The 25,776-nt window shown below is 67.9% G+C and carries 17 protein-coding genes; 3 read left to right on the forward strand and 14 right to left on the reverse strand.

The features are described 5' to 3' along the window. Positions 1–4: 4 nt before the first annotated feature. The 11 genes from GF405_02840 to GF405_02890 form a co-directional block, all read right to left on the reverse strand. Positions 5–880: a hypothetical protein gene (locus GF405_02840; GenBank protein ID MBD3367097.1), complete on the reverse strand. Its 876-nt coding sequence runs from the start codon at positions 878–880 to the stop codon at positions 5–7. After that, positions 870–2,063 (reverse strand): DNA polymerase III subunit delta', encoded by a 1,194-nt coding sequence (gene holB, locus GF405_02845; GenBank protein MBD3367098.1) that lies wholly within the window; start codon positions 2,061–2,063, stop codon positions 870–872. The genes GF405_02840 and holB overlap by 11 nt, the downstream gene beginning before the upstream one ends. A gap of 34 nt (positions 2,064–2,097) precedes the next feature. Then, entirely contained in the window at positions 2,098–3,147 is a 1,050-nt protein-coding gene (pdxA, locus tag GF405_02850; protein MBD3367099.1) for a 4-hydroxythreonine-4-phosphate dehydrogenase PdxA, read from the reverse strand. Then, complete coding sequence (locus tag GF405_02855; GenBank protein ID MBD3367100.1) at positions 3,110–3,376, reverse strand: RNA-binding S4 domain-containing protein; 267 nt, start codon at positions 3,374–3,376, stop codon at positions 3,110–3,112. Before GF405_02855 ends, pdxA begins: the two co-directional genes overlap by 38 nt. Further along, positions 3,373–4,695 carry a hypothetical protein gene (locus tag GF405_02860; protein MBD3367101.1) on the reverse strand — a complete coding sequence of 441 codons (1,323 nt, stop codon included), beginning with the start codon at positions 4,693–4,695 and terminating at the stop codon, positions 3,373–3,375. Before GF405_02860 ends, GF405_02855 begins: the two co-directional genes overlap by 4 nt. A gap of 16 nt (positions 4,696–4,711) precedes the next feature. Further along, positions 4,712–5,620, reverse strand: a complete 909-nt coding sequence (locus GF405_02865; protein ID MBD3367102.1) for a hypothetical protein — start codon at positions 5,618–5,620, stop codon at positions 4,712–4,714. A gap of 67 nt (positions 5,621–5,687) precedes the next feature. Continuing rightward, positions 5,688–7,508, reverse strand: coding sequence for a hypothetical protein (locus GF405_02870; protein ID MBD3367103.1), 1,821 nt, complete (start codon positions 7,506–7,508; stop codon positions 5,688–5,690). Then, positions 7,505–11,182 (reverse strand): transcription-repair coupling factor, encoded by a 3,678-nt coding sequence (gene mfd, locus GF405_02875; GenBank protein ID MBD3367104.1) that lies wholly within the window; start codon positions 11,180–11,182, stop codon positions 7,505–7,507. Before mfd ends, GF405_02870 begins: the two co-directional genes overlap by 4 nt. Next, the gene (locus tag GF405_02880; protein MBD3367105.1) at positions 11,017–13,101 is read right to left on the reverse strand and encodes a VWA domain-containing protein; all 2,085 of its coding nucleotides are present in this window, start codon (positions 13,099–13,101) and stop codon (positions 11,017–11,019) included. Before GF405_02880 ends, mfd begins: the two co-directional genes overlap by 166 nt. A gap of 57 nt (positions 13,102–13,158) precedes the next feature. Next, a complete protein-coding gene (locus GF405_02885) occupies positions 13,159–14,058 on the reverse strand; it encodes a DUF58 domain-containing protein (protein ID MBD3367106.1) in 900 nt (299 codons plus the stop codon). A gap of 11 nt (positions 14,059–14,069) precedes the next feature. Then, positions 14,070–15,074: an AAA domain-containing protein gene (locus tag GF405_02890; GenBank protein ID MBD3367107.1), complete on the reverse strand. Its 1,005-nt coding sequence runs from the start codon at positions 15,072–15,074 to the stop codon at positions 14,070–14,072. Between the two features lie 129 nt (positions 15,075–15,203). Between GF405_02890 and GF405_02895 the strand changes: the two genes are divergently transcribed. The 3 genes from GF405_02895 to GF405_02905 all read left to right on the forward strand — a co-directional run bounded on the left by GF405_02895 (position 15,204) and on the right by GF405_02905 (position 21,449). Then, the gene (locus GF405_02895; GenBank protein MBD3367108.1) at positions 15,204–18,407 is read left to right on the forward strand and encodes a M20/M25/M40 family metallo-hydrolase; all 3,204 of its coding nucleotides are present in this window, start codon (positions 15,204–15,206) and stop codon (positions 18,405–18,407) included. A gap of 505 nt (positions 18,408–18,912) precedes the next feature. Further along, positions 18,913–20,676, forward strand: coding sequence for a diaminopimelate decarboxylase (locus GF405_02900; GenBank protein ID MBD3367109.1), 1,764 nt, complete (start codon positions 18,913–18,915; stop codon positions 20,674–20,676). Between the two features lie 20 nt (positions 20,677–20,696). Beyond that, positions 20,697–21,449, forward strand: a complete 753-nt coding sequence (locus GF405_02905; protein ID MBD3367110.1) for a hypothetical protein — start codon at positions 20,697–20,699, stop codon at positions 21,447–21,449. On the opposite strand, the gene GF405_02910 is transcribed toward GF405_02905, so the two are convergent. From GF405_02910 to GF405_02920, 3 genes are all read right to left on the reverse strand, one after another. After that, the gene (locus GF405_02910; GenBank protein ID MBD3367111.1) at positions 21,419–22,762 is read right to left on the reverse strand and encodes a hypothetical protein; all 1,344 of its coding nucleotides are present in this window, start codon (positions 22,760–22,762) and stop codon (positions 21,419–21,421) included. The two genes, GF405_02905 and GF405_02910, sit on opposite strands and share 31 nt — an antisense overlap. Before the next feature lie 331 nt (positions 22,763–23,093). Continuing rightward, on the reverse strand, positions 23,094–24,392 hold the full coding sequence (locus GF405_02915) for a diguanylate cyclase (protein ID MBD3367112.1): 1,299 nt from the start codon (positions 24,390–24,392) through the stop codon (positions 23,094–23,096). Positions 24,393–24,596: 204 nt separating this feature from the next. Further along, on the reverse strand, positions 24,597–25,776 hold a 1,180-nt coding region (locus GF405_02920), incomplete at its 5' end, for an OmpA family protein (GenBank protein ID MBD3367113.1).

Consider the following 25,776-nt stretch of genomic DNA (forward strand, 5'->3'; position numbering starts at 1 on the left):
AGCTCTACATCTCGTACTGCCGCTCGTCGTCCTTCGTGGACTCGTCCGTGAAGTCGCCCTTGAGGAAGTTCTCTAGGGTCACCGTGATGGTCTGTCCCTCGGGGTCCGAGACGGAGACCCGGCCCCGGAAAATGTCGACGGCGACGACCTTCCCCTTGCGGCCGCCCATGTCGACCTTGGTCCCGAGCTTTGGAAACTCCTTGCCCGCCTTCTGATAGAACTCCCGCTCGTACCTGAGACAGCACATCAACCGCCCGCATCCGCCCGAGATCTTCGGGGAGCCCGGTGCCAGGTGCTGCTCCTTGACCATCTTGAGCGTGACGGGGTCGAAGTCCTGTATGATCCCGCGGCAGCAGTAGTACCTGCCGCATCGGCCGAATCCGCCGAGCCTCCTGGCCTCGTCGCGAACACCGATCTGCCTCATCTCGATGCGCGTCTTGAAGCGGCTCGCGAGATCGCGCACCAGTTTCCGGAAGTCGACACGTCGGTCGGAGGTGAAGTAGAACCGAATGCGGTTGCCGTCGAACTGCCACTCGACGTCGACGAGCTTCATCGGGAGCTTCTGCCTGGCGATGAGCTCCTGGCAGATCCTGTAGGCCTCCATCTCCTTCTCTTCGATGCGCTCCCATGTGTCGATGTCGGACCGGGTCGCCCTGCGCAGGATCTCACCGGCGGTCCCCTTGTCGCGGATCTTCTTGCTGGCGTTCTCGCCCTCGCGGAGCACGCGCCCGACATCCTGCCCGCGCTCGACCCGCACGACCGCGAAGTCTCCCAGCTGGAAGGGGATGTTCCTCGGGTTCGAGAAGAGCGCCTTACGGCCGCCCTTGAACTCGATCTCGAAGGACTCCGGCGTCCTGCCCTCTATCCCCTCAGGCTGCATGGCGTCTTCCCCGCGTCAGGCCGGCGCGCTTCCGCGCGACGGCGACATCAAGAAGGACCGACGTGAACACGATCGACGGGTTCGAGTAGCGCTCGATGGCCCGTCGTGCCTCGTCGAGACCCGTGATCAACCGGTCGAGCTGTTCGTAATCGTACGCCGCGGCCTCGCTGCGCACGGCGTCGGCGTGCGATGCGTAGAGAAGGTCGACCTCCCCGCCGGCGGCCTTCTCTACCAGAACATCGCGATACCAGAGCGCCATGAGCTCGAGCAGGCGCTCCTGGTCCTGACGTCCCAAACGGAAGGCCAGACGCTGCGCCTCGGACAGGAGCGGACGGACCCCGGTGAGGCCCTTCCCCATGACGAGCCCTGCGACGTGATCGAGCTCGCCCTCGAGACCGCTCTTCTCGGCCCGGACCGCTGCGCCTGCGCTGCCGAGCGCGATCGCGGCCGCCGCCCTCGCCTCCTTCTCGGTGAACCCGAGGCGATCGTCCGAGACGAGGATCCCCTCGATCGTCCCGCGCGACAGCCGCGTGAAGGGGACCCGCTGACACCGCGAGACTACCGTATCGGGCAGCGCCGTCGGCCGGGAGGACGTCAGGATGATGACCGTGCCCTCCGGCGGCTCCTCCAGAGTCTTGAGCAGCGTGTTGGCGCCCTCGGTCGTCATCCTGTCGGCATCGGCGATGACGAAGACCTTCCACGGCCCGACGTACGGTCGGCGGCTGGCCGCCCCGACGACGTCCGAGAGCACGCTGTCGACCGAGATGACGGCGGTCTTGCGTCCGTAGTCGTCGCTGCGGTATCCGTTCTCTACGTAGTCCGCGAGTATCTCCGCGCGCGCCGCAGGCTTGAAGCTCGTCGGTGTCGGGAAGATCAGATGAACGTCAGGATGCCCGAGCCCGGCGATCTGTGCGCACGACGCGCACTCCCCGCACGGCTCGAGGTCGGCTCCATCGCAGTAGAGGGCGCGCGCGAACTCGAGCGCGGTCGTCTCCTTGCCGACGCCGTCGGGACCGTGAAAGAGGTACGCGTGCGGCATCCGGTCGGACGCGGTAGCCGCCGACAGCAACCGCACCGCCTGGTCCTGACCCCGGATGCGCGACAGGCTCATCCTCTCCAGCTCCTCGTCCTGCACCGCGCGGGGTGAGCACCGCGAAGTGCGCGTCCTGCGATAACTTACCATTCTAGGGAGCGCTTTGTGCGACCGTCAAGGCGATTCAGGCCGGAGGCCGGGCCGCGCCCTCGTCCGGGTCCGCCGCGCGCCGTCCGGCCATCGAGCCCGCCAGTCTGACGGCGGCCTTCATGCTGCCGGCCTCGGCCTTGCCACGTCCGGCGATGTCGAACGCGGTGCCGTGGTCGACCGACGTCCGGATGATGGGCAGTCCCAGCGTCACGTTGACGGCCCGCCCGAACCCCGCGAGCTTCACCGGGACGACGCCCTGGTCGTGGTACATCGCGAGCGCCGCGTCGTACGCCGCCCCCGGGAGAGAGCACGACGCGTCGCCGAGCCCGCAGAAGATCGTGTCTGCCGGATGGGGACCCGACGCTGCGATGCCCTCACTTCGGGCGGCCTCGATGGCCGGCAGGATGACCCTCTCCTCCTCGTCGCCGAAGCGTCCCCCTTCGCCGGCGTGGGGGTTCAGGGCCACGACGGCGAGGCGGGGTCCCTCGATGCCAAGGAGCCCACTGAGACCGCGGCTCAGGACCCGGAGTCGAGCGACGAGGCCCTCCCGGGTAACGGCGCCCGGCACATCGGCGAGCGCGATGTGGGTCGTGGCCAGCGCGACCCGCATCGGACCCGCGACGAAGAGCATGAGCGGGACGTCCGCCCCGGTGAGTTCGGCCAGAAACTCGGTGTGTCCGCTGAACGCGACGCCGGCCTCCGTGATCGCTGCCTTCGAGACGGGACCCGTGACCATCGCGTCCGCGTCACCGGCGAGACAGAGTCGCGCCGCCGTCTCGACGGCGTCGAGCGCGGCACGCGCGCCGCGGAGGGTTGCGCGCCCGGGCTCGTAGTGAAGCCCGAACGGTCCCGGCTCGATGACCGTGCCCGGCCGGGGAAGCGACAGCGACGACGCACACTCATCGAAGACGGCGCGCTCGCCGACCAGCGTCACGTCGAGCGGGTCACCGACCTCCGGGTCGGCGAGACACGCGAGGGCGACCTCCGGCCCGACGCCGGCAGGGTCGCCCATCGTGACCAGGATGCGCCGACGGTCGGTCTCAGGTTCACCGCCCGGCGGCTCTGGTGTCGTCGAGGACCTCATAGAGCGTTCTCGCCCGATCCTTGCTGACGTTTCCTCTGGGGATCTCGAGCACGCGGACCACGAGCGTACGGTCGCGGAGGTTCAGCACGATCTCGTCGCCGACGTCGACCTCGGACCCGGCCTTGGCCTTGCGGCCGACCAGCTCGACGCGGCCGGCGTCGCATGCGGCCTTCGCGACGCTCCGCTGCTTGATGAGCCTTGAGAGCTTGAGAAACCGATCGAGTCTCATCCCTCCGTGGCCGTCTCGGTCGGAAGGTCGATGTAGATCTCGGACCTGAGCTCCTGCATCAGTTCGTCGTAGGCGGCCTCGGCCCGCAGGGAGAAGATGAGATCCCTCAGGTCCTCGCGGACCTCGTCGAGGTCCGCGACCCGCTCGGGGTCGTGGCTCAGGAGCTTGAGCAGATAGTAGCCTCCGTCCCCGCGGATCACATCGGTCATGTCGCCGGGCTCGATCGAGTTCAGAGCCGTCACGAACTCGGGAGACAGCTGCTCCGCAGTGAACCAGCCGAGGTAACCGCCCTCGCCGGCCGTCGCCTCGTCGTCCGAGTGTTCGGCCGCCAGGGCCGAAAAGTCGGCTCCGGCCGCGGCCTCCGCCCGCAGGCTCTCGGCCTCGGCCATGGCGCGTTCGCCGTCCTCCGGTCCAGGCGTGACACGGGCCAGGATGTGCCGCGCTCTCACGCGGTCCCCATCCCGCTCGACGGCCTGGATGATGTGGAACCCGAAACGCGTCGGCACGATGCCGCTCGTCTCCCCGGGCTCGAGCGAGAAGAGGGCGGACTCGAACTCCGGAACGGTCTGGCCGCGCTCAACGAATCCCAGCTCGCCTCCCCGCGAGGCGCTCGTGTCGTCCGAGTACTCCCGCGCGACGTCCGCGAACGACTCTCCGCTCGTCAGGCGCTCGCGCGCCTCGCTGAGCCGCTCGTATGCCGCGCGCTTGACGGCCTCGCTGACCTCGGGCGCGACGAGGATGCCGGCGATCTCGTACGACTCGGGCAGGTGCGCGACCTCCTCGGCGTTCTCTTCGTAGTACTGCTCCACGTCGCCCCACGTCACGTCGATCTTCCCGTGCACCTCCCGCCGGACGACCTTCTCCGCGAGCAGCCGGCGTTCGATGTCGTCGCGGTAGATCTGCTTGAGCTCAGCGAGCGTCAGTCCTTCCTGCTCGAGCGCCGAGAGCAGCTCCTCCTCGCTTCCGTAGCGTTCTCTGAGTTCGCGGACCCGGACCTCGATCTCCTGTTCGAGCTCGCCCTCGGACAGCACGATCGAGTCCCGTCTGGCCTTCGCCACGAGCAGCATCTCGTCGATCATCTCGGCCAGAATCTGCTCGCGCAGTTCCGCGGAACGCTCCTCGTTGAGCTCCCGTCCTCCCGTCCGCATATGGTAGATGTAGAGCTCCTCGTCGATCTCGCTCTCGAGTACGATCTCGTTTCCCACGACGGCGGCGATGCCGTCCACGAACTGCCTCTGCTCCTCCTGACCCGCTGCGGGAACGGCCGCGATGAGCATCAGCGCGACGGCCAGCGCCGCGTGAATCCTGCCGTGTTTCATTCACTACCTCCAACTATCATGGAGCGACGACCTCGCCTGTGTCAGCCGGCGAAAGCGCGTCCTCCGGGAGTGGTCCCTCGACCTCGTGTTCGACCCTGCTCCGCGCAGCGTCCCTGAGCGCAACCGTGTCGATCGCGACGGTCGCGCGACTCTCGAGGCGCGCCAGCAGATCATCGAAGGCTGCCCTGCGACGCTTTGAGGTCAGGAAGTTCATGACGGCGGTCCGCTTCGAGTCGAAGGACGGACGGCCTGCGCCGGGATGGCGGTCGAGGACCTTGATGATGTGATACCCGTAGCTCGAGGGTATGACGTCGCTGACCTCGCCGACCTTCAGGTCGAAGGCCGGCTCCTCCAGCTCGTGGATCATCTCGCCTCGCCTCATGTAGCCGAGGTCTCCCCCCATCGCGGCGGTCTGATCGATCGACGTCGAGGCCGCGACCGTCTCGAACGGCGAGCCTCCGCGTATCTCTTCAAGAGCCCGCTCTGCCTCCGGCCTGCTGCGGACGAGAATGTGAGCCAGGCGCACCTGGAGCGAGTAATCCTGACGATGCTCCTCGAAGTAGGCCCTCGCCTCATCCTCTGTCACATCCTCAACGGCCTGAAGTTCTTCCCTGATGAACGCCTCCGCCACGAGCTCCCGCTCGATCTCATGGAGGCGCCGGACGAGATCCTCTCGACAGTCGACGCCGTTCCTGACGCCGGCCTGGTAGAAGATCTCGGTCTTCACCCACTTCTCGAGAGCCTCCTTCTGGTCGTCGAGGTCCATGACCGCCAGGAGTTCGTCCGGGACCGACGCGTAGAACTCCTCGACGGTCAGGGCCGAGCTGTTGACGCGCGCCAACTCCACACGGTCCTCGCGGCCGCCGCAAGCGGCGGCCGCGAGAGCGACGCACAGAAGAACGGCAGCGACACGACATCGCGCCACGTCTTCCTCCTATCGGGTCGTCAGTCGGGCAACGTCCCCCGGCCGTACGGGGGGCGTCCGCGCGCTCCTAGTTCAAAGGAGCGGTGACCGTGACCTTGTTGGCCTCCTTCTCGGCACGCAGCTCGGCGGGATCGGTGATGTGCTGCAGGTTCTCCTCCACGATCTCGACGTCCACGGTCCCGCGGACCTCGTCAAGGAGCTCCATCAGCCGCTCCTCGCGACGGATCGCGGTGACGGACTGCTTGACGACGTCGCCGACCTCCGAGAACTCCATCTGCCGCTCGGGATAGGTCTCGACGACCTTGACGAGAGCGTATCCGCCGGGCGCCCGGAACGGCTGACTCAGATCTCCCGCCTCCAGATCGAAGACCACGTCCTGAAGATACGCCAGCCTGTTCTCGCCCTGATGGTACTTGGCGATGAGGCCGCCCTTCGCCTGCGACCACTTATCGATCGAATGCTGCTGCACGGCCTCATCGAACGTCAGCTCACCCTCGACGATCCGCTGGCGGACGAGGTTGGCCTGCTGCTCGGTTCCGACGATCAGCTGGCGGATGTCGACCGCCTGCGGCTCGACGAAGTCCTCCCGGTGTGAACGGAAGTAGTCCCGAATCTCCTGCCCGGTCGGCTCCTCGACCTTCTCGATGACCTCCTGGCTGTAGGTGATGTCGACGATGAACTCCTCCCTGCGCTCGGCAAGGTGGTCGGCCATCTCCTGTGACTCACGGTATCCCTCTTCTTCGATCGCGTGCTGCACGCTCTCTTCCTGGATCTTCCGCGTGAGGAAGCTCCTTACCGCGCGCTCGGTGCCGGTCTTGATGCCCTCCATGCCGGGGGTCTCCTCCAGCAACTCAACCAGGTCACCGACCGTCATGGTGATCTCCTCGTCCCCGACGGTATAGGTCACCAGACGCATCTCCTTCTGCTCGTCCGTGAGATCGGGGACGATCTTGATCTTCGCCAGCTCCAGGCGTTCCTCGAACGGGAGGTCCTCGCCGGACTCGGGCATGACCTCCGCCCGCTTCCGCTCGATGCCTTCCCCGACGACGGCGACGGCCTCATCGTTATAGTCGGCCGCGGCCTTCTCGTTCCACATCTCGTAGACCTCGAACTCCTTGATGCTCCGCCGGAAGCCGAAGGCCTCGCTCTCGAGGGCCCTGCGGTGCTGCCCCTCGAGCGGCTTCTTGTCGGCTGCAGGCTTGCGGGAGAGGATCTTGTAGATGTACCACGTATCGCCGATCGTGTACGGTTCGGTGATGTCGCCCTCCGTCGCGTCCATCAGCTGAACGCGCGTCAGGGGATGGAAGTCCTGCCAGGCCGTCACGGGCCGACGACCCTCGTCCTTCGCGTTCGCAGCCTGCGACATGTCGATGGCCACCCGGCCGAAATCCTCGCCGCCCTCGGTCACGCGGCGGTACGCTTCATCCGCCAGCTCCTTCGTGGGGACCACGATCTCCTGCACCTGCAGCATCGCGTCCCTCGCCTCGTAGTACCTATCCATGTACGCGTCCGTGGGTCTGGCGGGCTCGAGCACCATCTTCTCTCGGAGCATCTCCTCGGCCTTGGCGTCCTCGAAGTACTTCATGGCATCCGGCAGGCGCTCGTCCTCGAGCACGCCGGTGCGAAGCCCGTGGATCACCAGAAGCTCCTTGCGAATGATCTCCTCGAGGAAGTCGCGCTTGGCCTGTTCGCCGCCCTCGGTCGGAAGGAGGTGGGGCGGCATCCGGTCCAGCCTGTCGTTGGCGTAGCCGACCGTCACCTCTCTCGGCTCGAGCTCACCCTGAGTGTCCGTCAGTCTGACGACCACCTGGTCTTCGACGTTCGAACACCCGGCGACCACGGCGGCCGCCACCGCGAGCGCCAGAGCGAACATGGTGATACGCTTCATGCCTGTGCTCCTTTCGCCTCGTTGGAGTCGGGGTCTCGCTGTTTCCTTCGTTCGCGTTGTCTCGTCCTCTTTCGAGCCTTCGAGTGTAGCGAAGACCGGTGCAGTGCGTCAATGAAGTCGGACAAGACCCGACGGGCTGTCTCGAGCGCGCCGCGGCGTGTCGAGGGGGCCGGGAAACGGAAGACGAGCGCGCCCCGCGCGTCGAACTCGAGAGGCTCGGTGCATGCCGACAGCACGGCGCGGATGGCTCCCGGCGTCGGCTCCCGGCTCTCGGCGAACTCGCACTCGACGGAGCCGCCGGCCAGCTCGACCCGCCGTAACCCCGTCTCCCTCGCGAGGATACGGATCGCCTGGACGTCGAGGAGGGCCAGCACCTCCTGCGGCGGGGGCCCGAAACGGTCCCTGAGCTCCTCCGCCAGGCCGTCCACGGGCTCGACCTCCCTCGTGTCGCGGATCCGCTTGTAGATGTCGATCTTCATGTCGTTGTCGGGAATGTAGTCGTTCGGGATGTATGCATCCACCTTGATATGGACCGTCGCCTCGGCCTCCTCCGGCACGGCGCCGTCCTTGATCCTCGCGACGGCGTCCCGGAGAAGCCTTGCATAGAGGTTGAAGCCGACCGCCATCATATGGCCGTGCTGCTCAGCACCCAGGACATTCCCGGCGCCGCGGATCTCGAGATCGCGCATTGCGAGCTTGTAGCCTGACGAGAGGTCGGTGAACTCCTGTATGGCCGCCAGCCTGCGACGGGCGATCGGCGTGATGTTCATGTCTCTGGGAATGAGCAGATAGCAGTAGGCCCTGTGGTTCGACCGGCCGACGCGGCCCCTGAGCTGGTAGAGCTGCGCCAGACCGAACCGGTCCGCGCGGTTGACGATGATCGTGTTGACGTTCGGGATATCGAGCCCAGACTCGATGATCATGCTGCAGACCAGGACGTCGATCTCCCCGTCCAGGAACCGGAACATCACGTCCTCGAGCTGCCGCTCCGGCATCTGCCCGTGTCCGATCTCGATCCTGAGCTCGGGAAGCAGGTTCCTGAGGTAGCTCGCCATGGCCTCGATCGTCTGGACGCGGTTGTGGACGAAGTAGACCTGACCGCCGCGGTCGATCTCCCGCATGACCGCCTCGGTGATCAGCTCGTCGTCGAACGGTGAGATCTCGGTCCGGACGGGGAGCCTGTCGCGCGGAGGCGTGGCGATGATCGACATGTCGCGCGCGCCCATCAGCGACATGTGCAGCGTCCGCGGTATCGGTGTCGCCGTCATCGTCAGGACGTCGACCGACTGCTTGAGCCGCTGGATGGCCTCCTTGTGAAGCACCCCGAACTGCTGCTCCTCGTCGATCACCAGAAGCCCGAGGTCGCTGAACTCGACGTCCTTCTGGATCAGGCGATGGGTGCCTATGATGATGTCGACCTTTCCGTCCTTCAGACGCTCGAGGATCTCCTTCTGCTCGCCCGCCGTGCGGAACCTCGAGATCACGTCGACGCGGACCGGGTACTCGGCCAGCCGGTCCCGGAAGGTCGTCAGATGCTGCTGCGCGAGGATCGTCGTAGGAACGAGCACGGCCACCTGCTTTCCGTCCATGACGACCTTGAAGGCGGCCCGGATCGCGACCTCGGTCTTTCCGAACCCGACGTCGCCGCAGATCAGGCGGTCCATTGGGCGGCTCGACTCGAGGTCCTCCTTGATCTCCTCGGTGGCCCGCAGCTGGTCGTCGGTCTCCTCATAGATGAAGGACGCCTCCAGCTCCTGCTGCCAGACGTTGTCCGGACCGAACGCGTGGCCCGGTCTCGCCCTCCGCGAGGCGTAGAGTTCGAGAAGCTCGCGCGCGAGCTTCTCGGCGGCCTCCCTGGCCCGTTCCTTCGTCTTCTGCCACGCGGGCGTCCCGAGTTTGTTGAGGCGCGGGACGTGTCCCTCCTTGCCGACGTACTTCTGCAGCCGGTCGAGTTCGTCGGCCGGGACGTAGACGCGCCCCTCGTCGGCGTACTCCACGACGACGCAGTCGATCAGCCGACCGTCCGCCTCGACACGCTCGATCCCGACGTAGCGGCCGATGCCGTGGGAGACGTGGACGACGTAGTCGCCCTGCGACAGGGCCTCGAAGCTCGCGAGCGGCGCGCCGCCCCGGATCCTCCGTCTCCGCCGGCGGCGGTAGCGCTGGAAGATGTCGTGATCGGTGTAGACGACGAGCCGGGACGCGGGCAGCGAGAATCCTCTCTCGAGACTGCCGACCTCCATCTCGACGACGCCGGCCGTCTCTTCCAGGAGTTCGCTCAGTCGGGCGGCCTGCCCGGCGTTGTCGCACATGATGATCACGCGGTTGTCGCGCGCGAGCTGCTGGAGACGCCCTCTCAGGAGCTCGAGGTTCGATGCGAACGACTCCTGCAGATGCGATTCGACATGGATGCGCTCGAGCCCCTCGATCCGGCCGCTCTGGACGAGACCCGTTGTGACGAGCGCCCTGCGGGCCATCTTCGAGCGAACGCCTTCGAAGGGCACCAGGAGCGAATCGGGGTCGCAGAGCGGCATCTCCTGCCTGCGCTCCGAGTAGATGGTCGCGGCCTCGAGCGACAGCTGCTCGGCGCGGTCGTGGATCTCCTCCTCGCGGATCAGAAAGGCCCCGGCGTCCTCGGGCAGATAGTCGGCCAGCGTCTCAGCATCCGGGTGAATGGTCGGGAGATACTGCTCGACGCCCTCGAAGTAGAAGCGCGTATCGAGCCCGGCCAGAAGGTGGTCGCGGTCGGTCGAGTCGGCGGGGTGGATCTTCCGGAGACGCTCGGCCAACTCGCCCGCGCCCTCCTCCTGCAGCACGACCTCGCGCCTCGGGAGGATGGTCGCCTCATCCAGATCGCTGATCGAGCGCTGTGTGTAGGTATCGAACTGTCTCACCGACTCGACCGTGTCGCCGAAGAGCTCGACACGGATCGGGTCGTCGTAGCCGAACGGCAGGACGTCCACGATGCCGCCGCGCACACTGAAGTCGCCCGAGTCCTCGACGATCCGGACGCGGCGGTATCCCAGGTCGACGAGAGAGCGGGTCACGTTCTCCAGATCGACCTCGTCGCCGCGACGGATGGTGCGGGTGACGTCGGCGAGCACGTGCCGGGGGAGCGTCGTCTGCATGGCCGCCTTCGGGGTGGTCACGACGACGATGGGCTCTCCGCGCGTGAGACGCGAGAGTGTAACGAGACGCGTCTCGGTGATCGAGGCGAGCGGCGAGCGGCGTTCGTACGGAAGGGTCTCCCACTCCCCGTAGAACTGGACGCGCCCGGGACCGAGAAACGTGACCAGGTCGTCGTGCGCGTGCTCGGCGTCCGACGCGTTCGGCGCCATGACCACCCAGGCACGCCCGTCCTCCCGAGCCAGGGCGGCCGCCAGGAGCGTCTTCGAGGACCCGAGAAGTCCCGAGACCCAGAGGCGGGTACCGCCGTCCGCCACACGGCGTACGACGTCCGGAACGGGTCCGCTCTCGAGCGCTCTCTCGACGATACGTCGTCCGGGCATCAGCCCTCCACTCCGCCCCCACGCCTCCCGGCGCCGCGCGGTCTCGCAAGGAACATCTCGACGGTCAGAAGCGCCAGCGCCAGATAGAGGAAAACGCGCCAGAGCTCGCGGCCTCGACGGGAAACAAGGACGGCGTCGGCGACGGTTTCGTCGCCGGCGATCCATACCACCGGCAGTCCACCGAGCCTGTCTTCGAGCTCTCCCCTCTCGAGCGGCTCCAGCATCGACTCCTCGGGCGCCAAATTGACCGCTCCCATGGCGAGCGTTCTCTCGGGTGTCTCGACGGTATAGATGCCTGCCTCCCGGGTATCGTCGATGACAACCGAGGGTCGGGCACCGTCGGGTGTCCCCGCCGCGAAGGTCGCTCCCGACGGGGGCACGACGTCGATGCCGCCCGCGGGCGCCGCTGCGAGGCGCAGCTCGAGCGGCTCTCCCGCGACGCCCTGGCCGGTCCCGGGCGCCCCGCCCGACAGCCGCTCCGTCACGCGGTGCAGGAGCGGCACGATCAGTCCGCTGCGCGCAAGATCGCCCGCCTCAAGCTCGAGGCCGAAGAGCAACGTGGCGACGGTCCCGTCTCCCGTACTCGTGAACGTGAGGGCGGGGCCGATGCCGGGAAGCTCCAGCACGCTCTCCCCCGACGCGTCGGCTCGGAGTGCTCGCCGGACGACCACGTCCTCGATCAGGCGCCCGCCGGTGCTCAGCCCCTCGAGGAGGGGGTGTCCCCTGCCGGTCGGCGCCAGGCGCACACCCTGACGGCGCTCGACCGGCTCGACGAGCCGCACCCCGGACAGCTCCTCGAGCGCGCTGCCGCGCCACGCCCTCACGTCGGTCCTGCTTCCGAGGACGACGAGCACCCCGCCACCCGACGCCACGTGTCGACGGAGCCATCGCTCAGCCTCGGCGCCGGGGCGTCCGACGTCGGCCAGTACGACGACCGGGAACCTTCCCTGCTCCTGGACCGCGACCTCGCCGACCGGAACCTCCACGGGGCGGAACCTCTCCGCCGTTCCCAGGGGGTCGAGCGCGCGCTCGACGTATCCGGCATCCTCGCCGGCACCCTCCGGACGCGCTACGAGCACCTCGATGGTGCGCGACGGGGGAACAACGAAGAAGCGGGCGTCGTCGTTCGGGAACACGTCGCGCTCGATGGCGACCCGCCCCGCATGCCAGTCGGACTCGCCGAGCGCGACCGTGAACCGTGCGGTCGCCCTGTCGCCGGCCTGGAGGTCCGCCCCGGTCTGACCGACCTGGACGCCGTCCACGAAGAGGCGGACAGGCAGCTCGAGCGGGCCTCGTCTCGTGGTGGTGATCTCGGCGGTCACGGCGTAGCGGCCGCGTGAGCCGCCGTAGATCCGCTCTGTACCGACCGAGAGAACGGCGTTGTTCCCGAGGGGTCCCTCGAGCGGCAGCACGTACACTCTAGGAGGCCACATCGCACCGTCGGTGCCGACATCCGGCAGCGACGGCTCTCCGGACCAGCCGGCGGCCGCGAGGTCGCCGACAAGATAGACCTCTCTGTTGAGGTTCCGGGCGTCGGCCAGATGCGCGAGCGCCTTCTCCACGGCACCCGTGTAATCCGTTGCCGCGTCGGCCGGAGCCCGCTCCACGAGCTCCTGAATGACCACATCGGGGCTCACGGTGCCATCGGGAACGAGAGAGGCCGCGGGTCCCGCAGCGCTGACGAGAAAGGCCTCGTCGCCCTCGTCCAGAAGCGCCACGATCTCCCGAACGCGCGCCGCGGCGGCGTCGAAGAGCACCGTTCCCGACGCCTCGCGGTCCATGCTGGCGCTCTCGTCCAACACGATGGCCACGCTCGTCCTCGCTCGCGCGTTGCCGGCCAGAGGACCCTCGAGCGTCGGCCGCGCCAGCGCCAACGCCACGAGGAGGATGATGAGGCTTCTGAGCACGAGCAGGAGGATCTGTCTGATGCGAACGCGGCGGATCCTCCGGCGCTCGAGTTCCTTGAGGAACCGAAGGGAGCTCCAGTCGACCGTCTCGACACGACGGCGGCTGATGAGATGGATGACGAGCGGCAGCAGCGCAGCCAGCGCAGCAAAGAGGAACGCCGCATTCAGGAACGTCACGTCGAACGAGCCTCCAACTCCAGTGATGCGGCCTCGGATCCGAGCCGGGTGCGCCGGCTAGCCCAGCCGCCTCCGCTTCTCCAGATACGAGAAGAGGGCGCGGTCGTACGGCGTCGAGGTCTTGACCGGCACGTAGTCGATCCTGCTCTCGGCGCACTCGCGCCGGAGCATCGCGCGCCAGTTCTCGACCGCGTCCATGTAGTCGCGGCGTATGGTGAACGGCTCCGTGGTCATCGCCTCGCCCGTCTCCATGTCGCGGAAGGTCGCGTCCATGGTGAAGCCGAAGTCGACCTCCCGCGGGTCGAGCACGTGGAAGACGATCACCTCGTGCTTCCGGTGCCGGAAGTGCTTGAGTCCCGGCAGCACGTCTCTCGGGTCGTCGAGCAGGTCGGAGATCAGGATGACGAGGCCGCGGCGCTTGATGCGCCTGGCGAGGTCGTTCAGAACGAGACCGATGTCGGTGGCCGAGGACGGGCCGGCGCCGTCGAGCTCCGACAGGAGCAGGTGGAGCTGGGTCGCGCTCGACCGTGGCGGGATGAACCGGCGGACGGCCTCGTCGAAGACGAGCAGCCCGGCGGAATCCTGCTGCTTCAGCATCAGGTAGATGAGGGCCGCCGCGAGATACCGTCCGTACTCGAGCTTCGATATGTCGCCCGAGCCGTAGGCCATCGACGCGCTGGCGTCGAGCAGCACGTGGCCCCTGAGGTTCGTCTCCTCCTCGTATTCCTTGATATAGAAGCGGTCGGTCTTCCCGTAGACCTTCCAGTCGATGTGCTTCAGCGGGTCGCCCGGCATGTACTGACGGTGCTCGGCGAACTCCACGCTGAACCCCTTGTACGGGCTCTTGTGAAGACCCGTCACGAAGCCCTCCACGACCAGCCGCGCACGAAGCTCCATCGTCGAGAGCTTCGAGACGACCACGGGGTCGAGGAAACGTCTGTAGGACTCCTCGGGCATTCAGGCCCCCGCTAGCGCGCCTCGGCGATCAGGCGCTCGACGATGTCGCTCGACGAGACGCCCTCGGCCTCGGCGTTGAAGTTCGTGACGATCCGGTGCCTCAGGACCGGCAGCGCGACGTTCCGCACGTCCTCGGTCTCAGGGGCGTACCGCCCCTCGAGGACTGCCCGCGTCTTGGCCCCGAGAACGAGATACTGGGACGCCCGCGGGCCCGCTCCCCAACTGACCCAGTTCCGGACGTACTCCGGAGCCGACTCCTCGGGCCTCGTCATCCTGGCCAGGCCGACCGCGTACTCCAGCACATGATCGGGGACCGGCACGCGACGAACGAGCCCCTGCAGACGAATGATCTCGTCGGCGCCCAGGACCTTCTCGAGGTCCGGGGCGTAGGCGCTCGTCGTCGTCTCGACGATCTCCCGCTCCTCGGCCTCGCTCGGATATCCGACCGTGACCATGAACATGAAGCGGTCGAGCTGCGCCTCCGGGAGCGGGTACGTCCCCTCGAGCTCGATGGGGTTCTGTGTGGCGAGCACGAAGAACGGGAGCTCCAGCCGGTGCGTCGTCCCGCCGGCCGTGACCTCCTTCTCCTGCATTGCCTGCAGGAGCGCCGCCTGCGTCTTCGGAGGCGTCCTGTTGATCTCATCGGCCAGCACGACGTTCGCGAAGACGGGCCCCTGGATGAACTTGAAGCTCCGCGCGTGGGAGACCGGATCCTCCTCGATGATGTCGGTCCCCGTGATGTCCGACGGCATGAGGTCCGGCGTGAACTGGATGCGCTTGAAAGAGAGGTCGAGCACGTTCGCCAGCGTCGAGACCATGAGGGTCTTCGCGAGGCCGGGCACGCCGACCAGAAGACAGTGACCGTTGGCGAGGATGGCGATCAGGAGTTCCTCGATCACGCGGTCCTGCCCCACGATGACCTTGCGGATCTCCTGCTGGATCGCTGCCCTCGCCCTGGCCAGCGACTCGATGGCGGCCACGTCGCCGCTTCCGCCCCGGGTACCGTCATTCGTCATGGGACCTCCAGATGCATCGGTCCGGTGGTGTTCGGTCGGCGCGGGGGGCAGCCCTCGGGCACCGACCGGTCGGGAAATAGACCTATCCGCCGCGCCGGGACCCCGCGAGGTCCCCTGCGCCGCGGCTTCATGCGGCTGTCGCAAACGCCCGCGCCTCTATCGACACGGGCGACACCGAGACAGTTTAGCAGGGTGGCGCGCGGACGGCAAGGAACGCGGCGACTCCCCACGGCCCGGCCCACCAGAGGCGTCGCATGCAATCACCCCGCCACCATGTGTATACTGGGTCCCGTGGAGGTACCCGTGCTGCCCATGCTTCTGGCGATCATGATCGCTCTGCCGGCGCCCGGCGGCGCCCAGGCGCAGGCTCTGCCCGACGAGGCCCCGCTCGCCCATGTCCTCGGCCGTCACTCATCGACGGACAACGGTCCGACGGGCTTCCATGGAGCCGGCGCGTTGTCGCGGACCTTCCACCCGACAACACTCGAACCCTCCGATCTCCGCCTGCCCGACGCGTCCACGCTCCAGGCCCTCGTCGACTCGACGAGCGAGGCGCGCATCCGGGAGACGATGGCGCGGCTCGAGCGCTTCGGGACCCGCTACGTCGTCACCGACTCGTGCCTTGCGTCGGCGCGCTGGATCGTTGAGCGTTTCGAAGCGATGGATGTCTACGACGTCCGCGTCGACACGTTCCGTACCTGGACCTGGCAGGACTCCGTCGATGCGTGGAACGTGATCGCGGTCCGGCGCGGATCCACGCGGCCCGACGAACACGTGATCCTCGGGGGACACTACGACTCCGTTTCGTTCGAGAGCCTCTCCGATCCCTGGGCGCCGGCACCCGGGGCCGACGACAACGCCTCGGGCGTGGCCGCGGTCCTCGAGGCCGCCCGAACGCTCGCCCGCTACGAGACCGAGCGCACGCTCGTCTTCGCGTGCTGGTCCGCAGAGGAGGAGGGGCTGTGGGGCAGCCGGGACTACGTCGCCCGCGCCGTCGACGAGAGCCTCGACATCGTCCTCTACCTGAACCTCGACGCCATCGGCTACAACGCTGTCGGCGACCCTGACGGCATCGTCTACGCGGACTCCGTCTCATACGCCGTCGCGGCGCTCGCCGCCGACATCGCGGCCGACCAGCTCGACCTCGACTACACGGCGGTCGAGCAGCCCATCGGGGCGAGCGACCAGAACAGCTTCGCCGAGCGCGGCTACCGCGTCCTCGACACGAGCAGCAACCCGCTCTACTCGCCGTATCACCACTCGGCGAACGACCTCCTGGAACACGTCGACACGGGGATCGTTCGGGAGATCACGGCCATCAACACGGCCGTCCTCGCGTCGGTCGCGTTCCTTGCCGGCCACAATGAGAACCTGCCGCCGGAGACCCGGCTCCACGCGACGTGCGCCGCCGTCCGCGAGACGGTCTGCACGTCGCCCACGTTCTCCTGGACCGGCGTCGACTTCGACGGCACTGTCAGCGGTTATGCGCTCGACGTCCTCTCGATCGGTCATCCGAACGGACGCACATCCGCAAGGGAGGAGATCCTCGGACCCGACGTATCAGAGGTGACGCTCTCGCTCGAACCCGGCAGCTACGTGTTCACGCTGGCCGCGATCGACGACGACGGTGGCCGGGACCCGTCCGCAGCCCGCCATCTCTTCACGGCCACGGACGCCGTCGCACCCGAGGTCGTGATATCGACCGACTTCCTGCGCGACACTCTCGCCTTCACCGGACTCCCGGGGCGGCTGACCGACCCCGTGCCGGTCTTCGTCGGCGAGCGGCTGTCGCTCTCGGTGGCGGTCGACGCGTCCGCGTACTGCGGCTCTGCCGATCGGGCGGCCGTCTCTCTCATGCCGGGGACGCCGAACTCGTTCACCGAGACGCCCTTCGAGACCACTCTCCGCCCGACGGCCGCCGACACCGCGATCTACGTCGTCGCGCACGAACCGGGCTGTGACAGGAGCGCGGCGTGGATACCGCTCGACCCGGCGCCTGCGACGTTCGACCGCGGGATACTGCATGTCGATGACTGGATCGGTGGCGGAGTCGACGAGAGCGCCCACGACGGCTTCTACGCGCGCATCGTCGACGACGCGGAGGAGTGGGACCCGTACGAGCACATCGTCGAGGGATCGCCCACACTCCCCTCCAGAGAGATCATCGGTCGCTACGGTACCGTGATCTGGACGCTCGCACGCGGCGGCGGGCTCATGCGACAGGCGCACGCGGGAGACGGATGGCGCCTCGCCGAGGGCTACGTCCGGGCCGGCGGGAACCTCGTCGTCGAGGGGCAGTCGGCGGCCGCGACGCTCTCCGGTCTCGAGCCGCTCGACCTGCTCTCGACCACGCCCCAAGGCTCCTTCCTTCGGACCCGGGCAGGCGTCGAGAGCGTCGCGACGACGGGGAGCGCGGTCGCCCCTCCGGCCTACGGCTACGCCTTCCTGGGCGGCCTCCCCGCTGCGACCGGCCTGCCGCCGCTCCCGGTCGACACGCTCGGCACGTGGGCCGACGGCTACCAGAGCTTCGGCGGTCTCCCCTGGTGCGAGATCTACCGTCCCGGGCCCGAGACTGATCGACTGTATCTCTTCGACGCCTACCGCAACGACGCCTTCGACGAACGTCCGTGCGCGCTCCTGACACGCTCGACCGACGGCGCGGGCTCCGTCGTCATCATGGGATTCCCGCTCTACTACATCAGAGAGGCGAACGCCCGCGAGGCCCTCGGGATGGTCATCGACGCGCTCGAGTCGTGGCAAGAGCCGTCGGAGCTCTCGTACTTCTCGCACGAAGCCACGACGGATTCCGTCGTTCTCGCGTGGTACCTCGACCCCGTCGAGGGACCGGCCTTCTGTCGACTTGAGCGAACCCTGGCGGGTCACGACTATCACACTGTCGCCGACTCCGTGACCCCGGACGAGACAGGCCGCTATCGCGTCGTCGATGCGCCGCCGCCCGGCTCGAGCCCCCGCTACCGTCTGATCGTGACGGAGCGGTCGGGCGTCGTCGTGACGCACGGTCCCTGGGAGGTCCCCGTGCCGCTCCCCGCCCCCGACGACGGGCTCTCCATGTCGAGCGCCCTGCCGTCCCGCGGCGCGGTCGACTTCGACTACAGTGTCGGCGACGATCATCGATGGATCCGCCTGACCATCCACGACGTGGCGGGGAGACTCGTGTCCGTGGTCGAGGAAGGGCACCGGGACGCCGGCCGCTACGAGGCACAGTGGGACGGAAGGTCCGACGGCGGAACCCGCGCCGCGTCCGGCGTCTACTTCGCGCGCCTGGCCGTCGGGCGATCCTCGGTCACGTGCAAGCTCGTGCTGCTGAGATGACCGTGCGCCGCCGGAACCGACACCGGGGGTGAGCGGGCCCGATTGACGGCCGCGCGCGGCGGCTGGTATAGTCGCACGAAGGCCCGCGCGGACGCTGTCCCGACCGACGACCGGGAACCTGCGCGGGCTGTGTGTTCAGAGGAGGACGCGTGGACTGCCTGAAGGAGCTCAGGGAGATCGGGATCAGGAAGAGCCGCGACTACCCCGACGAGGCCTTCCGGGTCAGGGGCCTGTGGCGGACCGAGCTGCTCTTTCGCCCGAACCCGGGCGAGCGGACGTTCAACTACACGTATCTCCTCGTCCAGACGGTCGGCGAGGGTGCCTGCTACTGCTCGAGGATCCCTCCGCTCGAGGAGGGGCAGGAGCTTCTCGGCAAGGACGCCCGCGAGGTCTCGACCCGCTATCGCTGCTTCGACGTGGCGACGACCGACGCCATGTTCTCGGCCTTCGAGAAGCACCCCGATGAGACGAAGACGATGACCGGCTCGTCGGCCGAGAAGGCGATATGGCGAAGCCGGATCGTCGTCGAGGAGGTCCTCCGCCTGCTGGAGGCGGACGACGCGAGCCGAGTCGTGAACGTCGGCGTCATCGGCAACATCATCAGGAACCTGAAGGACCGCGGACTCGACGTGGTCGGGACGGACGGGGATCCGAAGCTGGTCGGCTGCGAGATCGACGGGGTCCCCATCCTCGGAATGGAGCGCACGCTCGAGTTTGTCGAGGAGTACGACGTCGCCGTCATGACGGGAATGGTCATCTCCACGGAGACGATGCAGGACATATTCGATGCGGCGAGACGCGGCGGCACGAGACTGGTGATGTTCTGCGAGACGGGCGCCAACCTGTGCGAGGAGTACGTCAAGCTCGGCGTCGACACGGCGATCGCGGAGCCCTTCCCCTTCTACATCTTCGGGGGCACGACGCGGATCGACATCTACAGAAAGGCCTGACCGGACAGAGGGAGGACACACTGCTTCGTACATTCGAACAGAGCGGCGGGGTGCTCGAGATCGGCGGGGTGCCGGTCACCGAGATCGCGGCGGAATACGGGACGCCGCTCTACATCTACGACGCCGGGCTCGTGCGGGACCGCTACATGGCCCTGCGCGAGGCGATGCCGGCCTTCGAGGTCTTCTTCTCGATGAAGGCCAACCCCTCCCTCTCGCTCATCGGCTTCCTGCGCACACTCGGGGCGGGCGCGGAGATCGCCTCCGGCGGCGAGCTCTTTCTGGCCGGCGAGGCGGGGTACGACCCGCTCGACATCGTCTTCGCCGGTCCGGGCAAGACCGACCGCGAGCTGGAGGAGTCGGTGCTCGCAGGCGTCTACGCCATCAACGTCGAGACGCTGAGGGAGCTCTCGCGGCTCGGCCGCATCGCGAAGCTCCTGAGCCTCCCCGCGCGAGCGGCGCTTCGCGTCAACACGTCGAAGGGCCTCTCCAGGTCCGGCGACGGCTCGGCGGGGCCGCTCCACGAGCAGATGGCCGGCGGGCCGAGCAAGTTCGGGATCGACGAGGAGAAGCTCGAGGCCCTCGACGACGCCTGGGACCGTTCAGCCGTCGAGATCGTCGGGGTCCACGTCTACACGGCCAGCCAGATCCTCCACGAGGACGAGATCCTGGCGAACGCGAAGCGGACGCTCGAGGCGACGGTCCGCGTCGAGGAGGCCGTCGGTGCTCCCGTGACCTCGATCGACTTCGGCGGAGGATTCGGCGTGCCGCACTACGAGGACGAGGAGGAGCTCGACCTCGAGACGCTCGGTCGCGGCCTGGAGGAGGTCTTCGCCCCGTTCCTTGAAAGGGAGGACGCGCGCCTCATTCTCGAGCTCGGGCGGTACCTCACGTCGGACGCCGGAGTCTACCTCACGAGGGTCGTCGAGCTGAAGGAGTCCCGAGGCGAGCGGTACGTGATCACCGACGGCGGCATCAACCAGTTCGTACGGCCGGTACTGATGCGTGTCGACCACGAGGCGGCGGTCGTCAACAAGCTCGACCGCGCACCGTCGCTGACTGCGCACATCACGGGGCCGCTCTGCACCCCGATCGATGTGACCGCCAGAGAGGTGGACGTGCCGGAGAGCATCGCCATCGACGACCTCGTCGGCATCATGAACGCCGGATCGTACGGCTTCTCGATGAGTCCTCAGCTCTTCCTGTCACACCCCACCCCGGCGGAGGTGCTCGTACTGGACGGGGAGCTCATCGAGGCGCGTTCGCGCGGCACCTACGAAGACCTGCTCATCAAGCAGAAGCGATTTCCCGGAACGGTGTAGTTGAGCCGCGGAGGCAACCGATGCTCTATCGCGTCACAGCGATCACCCTGCTGCTCGTCGCGTTCGGGGCGGGGGGCTGCTCGGACGACATCACATGCCCCGACGCGGACGATGCGGCGGCCCGTCCCTCGATCAGGGCGTTCGTCAGACAGACGACCCTTGGGTCGCCCGCGACGACTGCGACAATCACGGTCGGAGCCGATCCCGTACCGTCCCTCCTCATTGCATCGGTGAACTACCGCGACTTCGGCGAGCCGGAGCTCATCGACGGCCCGCTGCTCCGGGCCACGATGGAGGAAGAGCAGGTCGTCTGGCAGCCGGGGACGCCGTGCACGCTCCGGGTCTCGACCGACAGCGGCTTCGCCCGTGCGCCGGCGGTCGTGCCCGAGGCCGCCTCGGTCTCGGCGCCCGCGACGGTCAGCCTCGGCGACTCGCTCGCACTGCACTGGAGCCTGTCCGCCGACGCCGACTACTACGCGGTCAGAGCGGTCGTGCGCTCCGGGCCGGACTCGCTCGTCATCGAGACGACGACGGTCGACACGTCGCTCGTCATCGCCGCTCAGGACCTGTCCATGACGGGAGAGCTGGCCGGCGTGGTCTCCGCCGTCTCGGGTCCGCTTCCCGCGCAGGGAAGCTCCGGGAACGTGACCGGTGAGGGGTGGGGGTTCTTCTCGGTGAGCTACGAGACGGGCGATTCGTCCTTCGAGGTCGAGGTCGTCGGATCCTCCCGCATCGCCTGGTCCTACGGCGCCGGGGCCCTTCCGCTCAGATAGACGCCGAGGAGCCTGCCGGCCTCCTTGAGGACGAGCACCTCGGCCTCGCGGCGCCCGCGGTCGACCGTCTCCTCCACGAAGATCTCAGACGCACCCAGCATCCCGGCCGTGTTCTGGTCGACCGCCTCGGCCTCGAGGAGCACCCTCGCCGTCCAGCCGACTTCCTTCTCGACCGTCGAGAGCGATAGCCGTGCCGTCACGAGGATGTCGGTCGCCGGTCCGCACGGGACGAGCTCGTAGCCGTCCGGCGCGAGACGTTGCTCGAGCCCGGACCGGACCTGTGTCGCATCGGCCGGACCCGTGCCGGATACGTCGAGGCAGACGGAGAGCCCGTGTCCGGGCTCGATGATGTAGACCCGCGCGGTCGTCTCCTGTACCGCGCCCCGCCAGTGAGCCCCGGCGGCCGCGAGCGCCGCTGTGTCGATGCTCGTCGTCACGGTGTAGCCGCCCGGAGGGCTCCAGACACGACGGATCGTGAGGCCGGCCCGACCGTCCTTGTCGGTCGCGGCGTCCGCGACGACGATGCCCGTCATGCCGTGCGAGAAGCCGACGGGGACGCCGACGGCCGGGACGGTGCGCCCGTCCAGCTCGAACGACCAGCGGAACGACACGCGCTCGTCGGCGCGGGAGCCCCGCGGCACGGCCGCCATCGTCTGCTCGGACCGGACTTCAAGCGGCGGCACGACCGTGATCGTCTCGACGCGCTCCCCGATCTCCCAGCCCGCGCCGCCTGCGGGGCGCGCTCCTGCGGCGAGCAGTGCGGCCCGAGCCCGACCGGCGTCGAGCGCGGCCTCGGTCCAGCGCCCCTCATCCAGATAACGGTCGGCCGACGACGACAGGACGCGCGCCTCGCGTGCGAGCCGTCTCCTCTCCCACACGGCGTTCGACACGTCGCCTCTGAGAAGCGCGATGGGGTACTCGACGAGAGCGGCTGCTCTGTACGTGGATGACTCTGGGTGTGCGTCGCGAAGACAGCGCTCGACGCGGAGGGCCTTGAAGCTGATCCTGGGGAACTGCGCGGAGCCCGTGGAGGCCAGCTCCTCGGTGGCGCGGTCCGCGGAGGCCCCTTCGGGAGCACGGGGAACACCCCGGGCCGCGAGCTGCTCGCCGGCGACGGCGACCGCGCGGGCGGCAGCGTCGCGAACGGCAGACTCCTGATCAGGCGCTCCCGACCGGGGGTCGTCGAACGACGACGAGGTCACGACGGCCGTCAACACACCCCCCGCGGACGACCATCCATTGCCGCGGTCGGGCCACGTTGCGTGCGGCTCGCCCTCGACGATCTCGCAGCGCCAGGCGGTCTCCGCGGGCACCTCCCGTTCATCCTGTCCGGACGTGTCCGGCTCCCCGGTCGCAGGGGGGCGCGCGCAGCCGCCGAGAATGGAGACCGCGACACACACGGGAACTGCAGCCGCGAGGGTCTGCCGAAGTGCTCTGAGGCCGAACGTCGTGCGGTTCATGCCGTCCATCGTACCACATGTCCGCAGGCCGGCGTCAGGGTCTCCGTCGCTGGACCGTCCTGTCGGTGAGGTCCGGGGGAACGTGAGCGAGCCGGCGGGGGCAGTCGCCGGCTCGGGGATTCTCGGTCGTCCCGACGCGGTCACGGAGCGGGTGCGCGGCGGCACACCCGGTCCCGCGACTGCATCAGGGACCGAGGTAGTTGGAAACGGCGGTGGCCAGATTGTTGGTGTCGATCGGCTTGGTGATATACCCGCGGCAGCCCGCCGCGACGAGCTGCTCGAGGTCCTCCGGGACATCTCTCGTGGTCAGTGCGACGATCGGGATGTTCTCCATCTCCTCGAGCTCGACCATCCGGCGGGTGGCCTCGAGTCCCCCCATGCCGTGGAGCTGCACGTCGATGATGACGAGATCCGGACGGGTCGCACGCGCCAGTGCCACGGCCGTCACGCCGTCCCCCGCCTCGATGACCTCGTAGCCGCTCGAGCGCAGAACGAGCGAGGCAACGCTCCTGTTGTAGCTGTTGTCCTCCACGAGCAGGATGCGCGCCATTGCACCGTGACGGTGCGCGTCCTCGCGGTCCTTCTCTTTGAACGCCACGACGCTCTTGTCCCCGCCGGCCTCCTTCGCCTGACAGAGCGCCGAGTCGGCCATCCGGACGAGTGTCTCCGCATCCCGCGCGTCGTCCGGATAGCACGCCGCACCGCAGCTCACGGTCGTAATGACGTCCTTTCCGTCAATCCGGATGACGCACTCGGAGAAGGCGCCGCGCAGACGGTCCGAGAGGGCGGCCGCGTCACTCGAGCCGGTCTCGGGGAGAATCAGCGCGATCTCGTCGCCGCCGAAACGGCAGGCTATGTCCGAGAGACGCGTCCCGGAGAGCACGACGTCGGCCACCGCCTTGAGCACGGCATCGCCGCCGCGGTGGCCCGATCGCTTGTTCGTCTTCTTGAGTCCGTCGACATCGATCATGACGAGGGCCACCGACCTGGAGTACCGTCTGGCGCGCTCTACCTCTTTCTCCAGCCGCTTGTCGAAGTAATGCCTGCTGTAGAGGCGCGTCAGATCGTCTCGCTGAGAGCTGTCGCCCTCGCTGGCGATCGAAGCAGAGACACGGAGGAGCGCCCGGACCTTGGTCAGGAACTCCCGGGGGCGCGTCGGATACGTGAAACACTCGATGGGACACGAGCCGGTGTGCTCCTGCTCGTCGCCGCCGAGCACCAGCACGGGAGGCTTCCATCGCCGTCCCATGTCGTCGACCCGCTCGAACGAGATGCCGCCCGTCGCGGGCCACGCATCGGCGTCGAGCACCACGAGATCCGCACCCTCCGAGACCGCGCGGGTGGTCAGGAGCTCGGGCTCATCGCACAGGATCGCGAGGTAGCCCGCATCCATCAGCCACCCGGCGAGCTTCCCCGCTCGCACGGGGTCGGTCGACGCGACGAGGGTCGTGCTGCGGGTCTTGTGTGCCTCTCGTGGTGCCATCGGGCCTCCGCGGGTCCGCCTGGAAAGACACCGGTGTCTCCGGTGCTCAGAGGAACGGAACACCTGCACTTGACAAGGTTTAGCAAAGCGCGTGCCATGTGGGCGTGCGGCTGAGCGGACGCTCAGGAGGCTGTATGGAACGGGGGAGACACGGCCTGCTCGGCGCGCGTCTCCCCCGCATTGCAGAAGGCATGTCCGCCGGGTCTACTCGTCGGTCATGATGATGACGACGCGGCGGTTCATCTCGCGGTTCTCCTCGCTGGTGTTCGGCAGCGCCGGCTCCGACTCGCCGAGGGCCACGACCGTTTCGATCCGCGACTCCTCGACCCCGTGCTCCATCATGTAGGAGACGACGGTCTCCGCGCGGCTCTCCGAGAGCTTCGTGTTGTACGCGGCGTCGCCGAGGTCGCAGGCATGACCCTGAACGACCAGCCCGACCTCCTCGTACCCCTCCGTCTCGGTCAGGAGCTCGACCACGGCGTCCAGCTTCTCCTTCTCCGTCTCCCACAGCTCGGGGCTGTCCAGCGGGAAGTAGATGGTGACGTCCCGGAGCTCGATCGCAGGCTTCGGACACCCGTCCTCGTCGACCTCGACGCCGGGCTTCGTGTCGGGGCAGCGGTCTCTGCCGTCCAGCACGCCGTCCATGTCGTTGTCCGGGTCGGGGCAGCCGTCCTCGTCCTTGTGCCCGTCAATGTCCTCCGGATCGTCGGGGCACTTGTCGACGTCGTCCTCGATGCCGTCGCCGTCCCGGTCGACGTCGGGGCAGCCGTCCTCGTCGGCGTCCTCATCGAAATCCTCGGCCTCGTCGGGGCACAGGTCATCGATGTCGAGGATGCCGTCCATATCGTTGTCCGGGTCGGGACACCCGTCGGTGTCCTCCCAGCCGTCGTGGTCCTCCGGGTCCCGCGGGCAGAGGTCGTCGCGACCGTAGATGCCGTCCTCGTCGCAGTCACCGGGGCCGAAGTGCACGGCCAGCCCGAGATAGCCCTCGAGCACCGAGGAGTTGGCGTCGACGAACTCCGTCCCGTAGACGGAGCTCCAGCCCACGTTGTCGGTGTCGTTCTGGAGGAGGTAGCGGTACCGTCCGCCGAGGGTCAGTGAGAGCATGTCGTTGAGCCAGAAGTCCACGCCGGCGCCGACGACCGCCGAGAAGTTGGTGCCGCGCAGGCGCTGGAGCTTCCCATCGGTGTCGTAGCCGTCGGGCGTCGAGCCTTCGTCCGGCTGCGCCTCGCGCCAGTCCTCGACCTCCCAGAAGGTGAAGCCGAAGCCGAGGCTCGCGAACGGGTTCACCCGCTCCTCGGGCATGAACGTCATGCCCATCGAGATGTCGACCGTGTTCCACAGCGTCCGGAAATCGTCGGGTTCGCCCCAGCCGGAGAAACGG

The organism is Candidatus Effluviviaceae Genus V sp., from assembly GCA_014728125.1.
Lineage (GTDB): Bacteria > Joyebacterota > Joyebacteria > Joyebacterales > Joyebacteraceae > WJMD01.

Bases quoted from the DNA above. Each gene is read 5' to 3' on its own strand.
- GF405_02840 (MBD3367097.1), bottom strand. From the start codon at position 880: ATGCAGCCTGAGGGGATAGAGGGCAGGACGCCGGAGTCCTTCGAGATC.
- holB (MBD3367098.1), bottom strand. From the start codon at position 2,063: ATGGTAAGTTATCGCAGGACGCGCACTTCGCGGTGCTCACCCCGCGCG.
- pdxA (MBD3367099.1), bottom strand. From the start codon at position 3,147: ATGAGGTCCTCGACGACACCAGAGCCGCCGGGCGGTGAACCTGAGACC.
- GF405_02855 (MBD3367100.1), bottom strand. From the start codon at position 3,376: ATGAGACTCGATCGGTTTCTCAAGCTCTCAAGGCTCATCAAGCAGCGG.
- GF405_02860 (MBD3367101.1), bottom strand. From the start codon at position 4,695: ATGAAACACGGCAGGATTCACGCGGCGCTGGCCGTCGCGCTGATGCTC.
- GF405_02870 (MBD3367103.1), bottom strand. From the start codon at position 7,508: ATGAAGCGTATCACCATGTTCGCTCTGGCGCTCGCGGTGGCGGCCGCC.
- mfd (MBD3367104.1), bottom strand. From the start codon at position 11,182: ATGGATCGCCGGCGACGAAACCGTCGCCGACGCCGTCCTTGTTTCCCG.
- GF405_02885 (MBD3367106.1), bottom strand. From the start codon at position 14,058: ATGCCCGAGGAGTCCTACAGACGTTTCCTCGACCCCGTGGTCGTCTCG.
- GF405_02890 (MBD3367107.1), bottom strand. From the start codon at position 15,074: ATGACGAATGACGGTACCCGGGGCGGAAGCGGCGACGTGGCCGCCATC.
- GF405_02895 (MBD3367108.1), top strand. From the start codon at position 15,204: ATGCGGCTGTCGCAAACGCCCGCGCCTCTATCGACACGGGCGACACCG.
- GF405_02900 (MBD3367109.1), top strand. From the start codon at position 18,913: ATGGCGAAGCCGGATCGTCGTCGAGGAGGTCCTCCGCCTGCTGGAGGC.
- GF405_02905 (MBD3367110.1), top strand. From the start codon at position 20,697: ATGCTCTATCGCGTCACAGCGATCACCCTGCTGCTCGTCGCGTTCGGG.
- GF405_02915 (MBD3367112.1), bottom strand. From the start codon at position 24,392: ATGGCACCACGAGAGGCACACAAGACCCGCAGCACGACCCTCGTCGCG.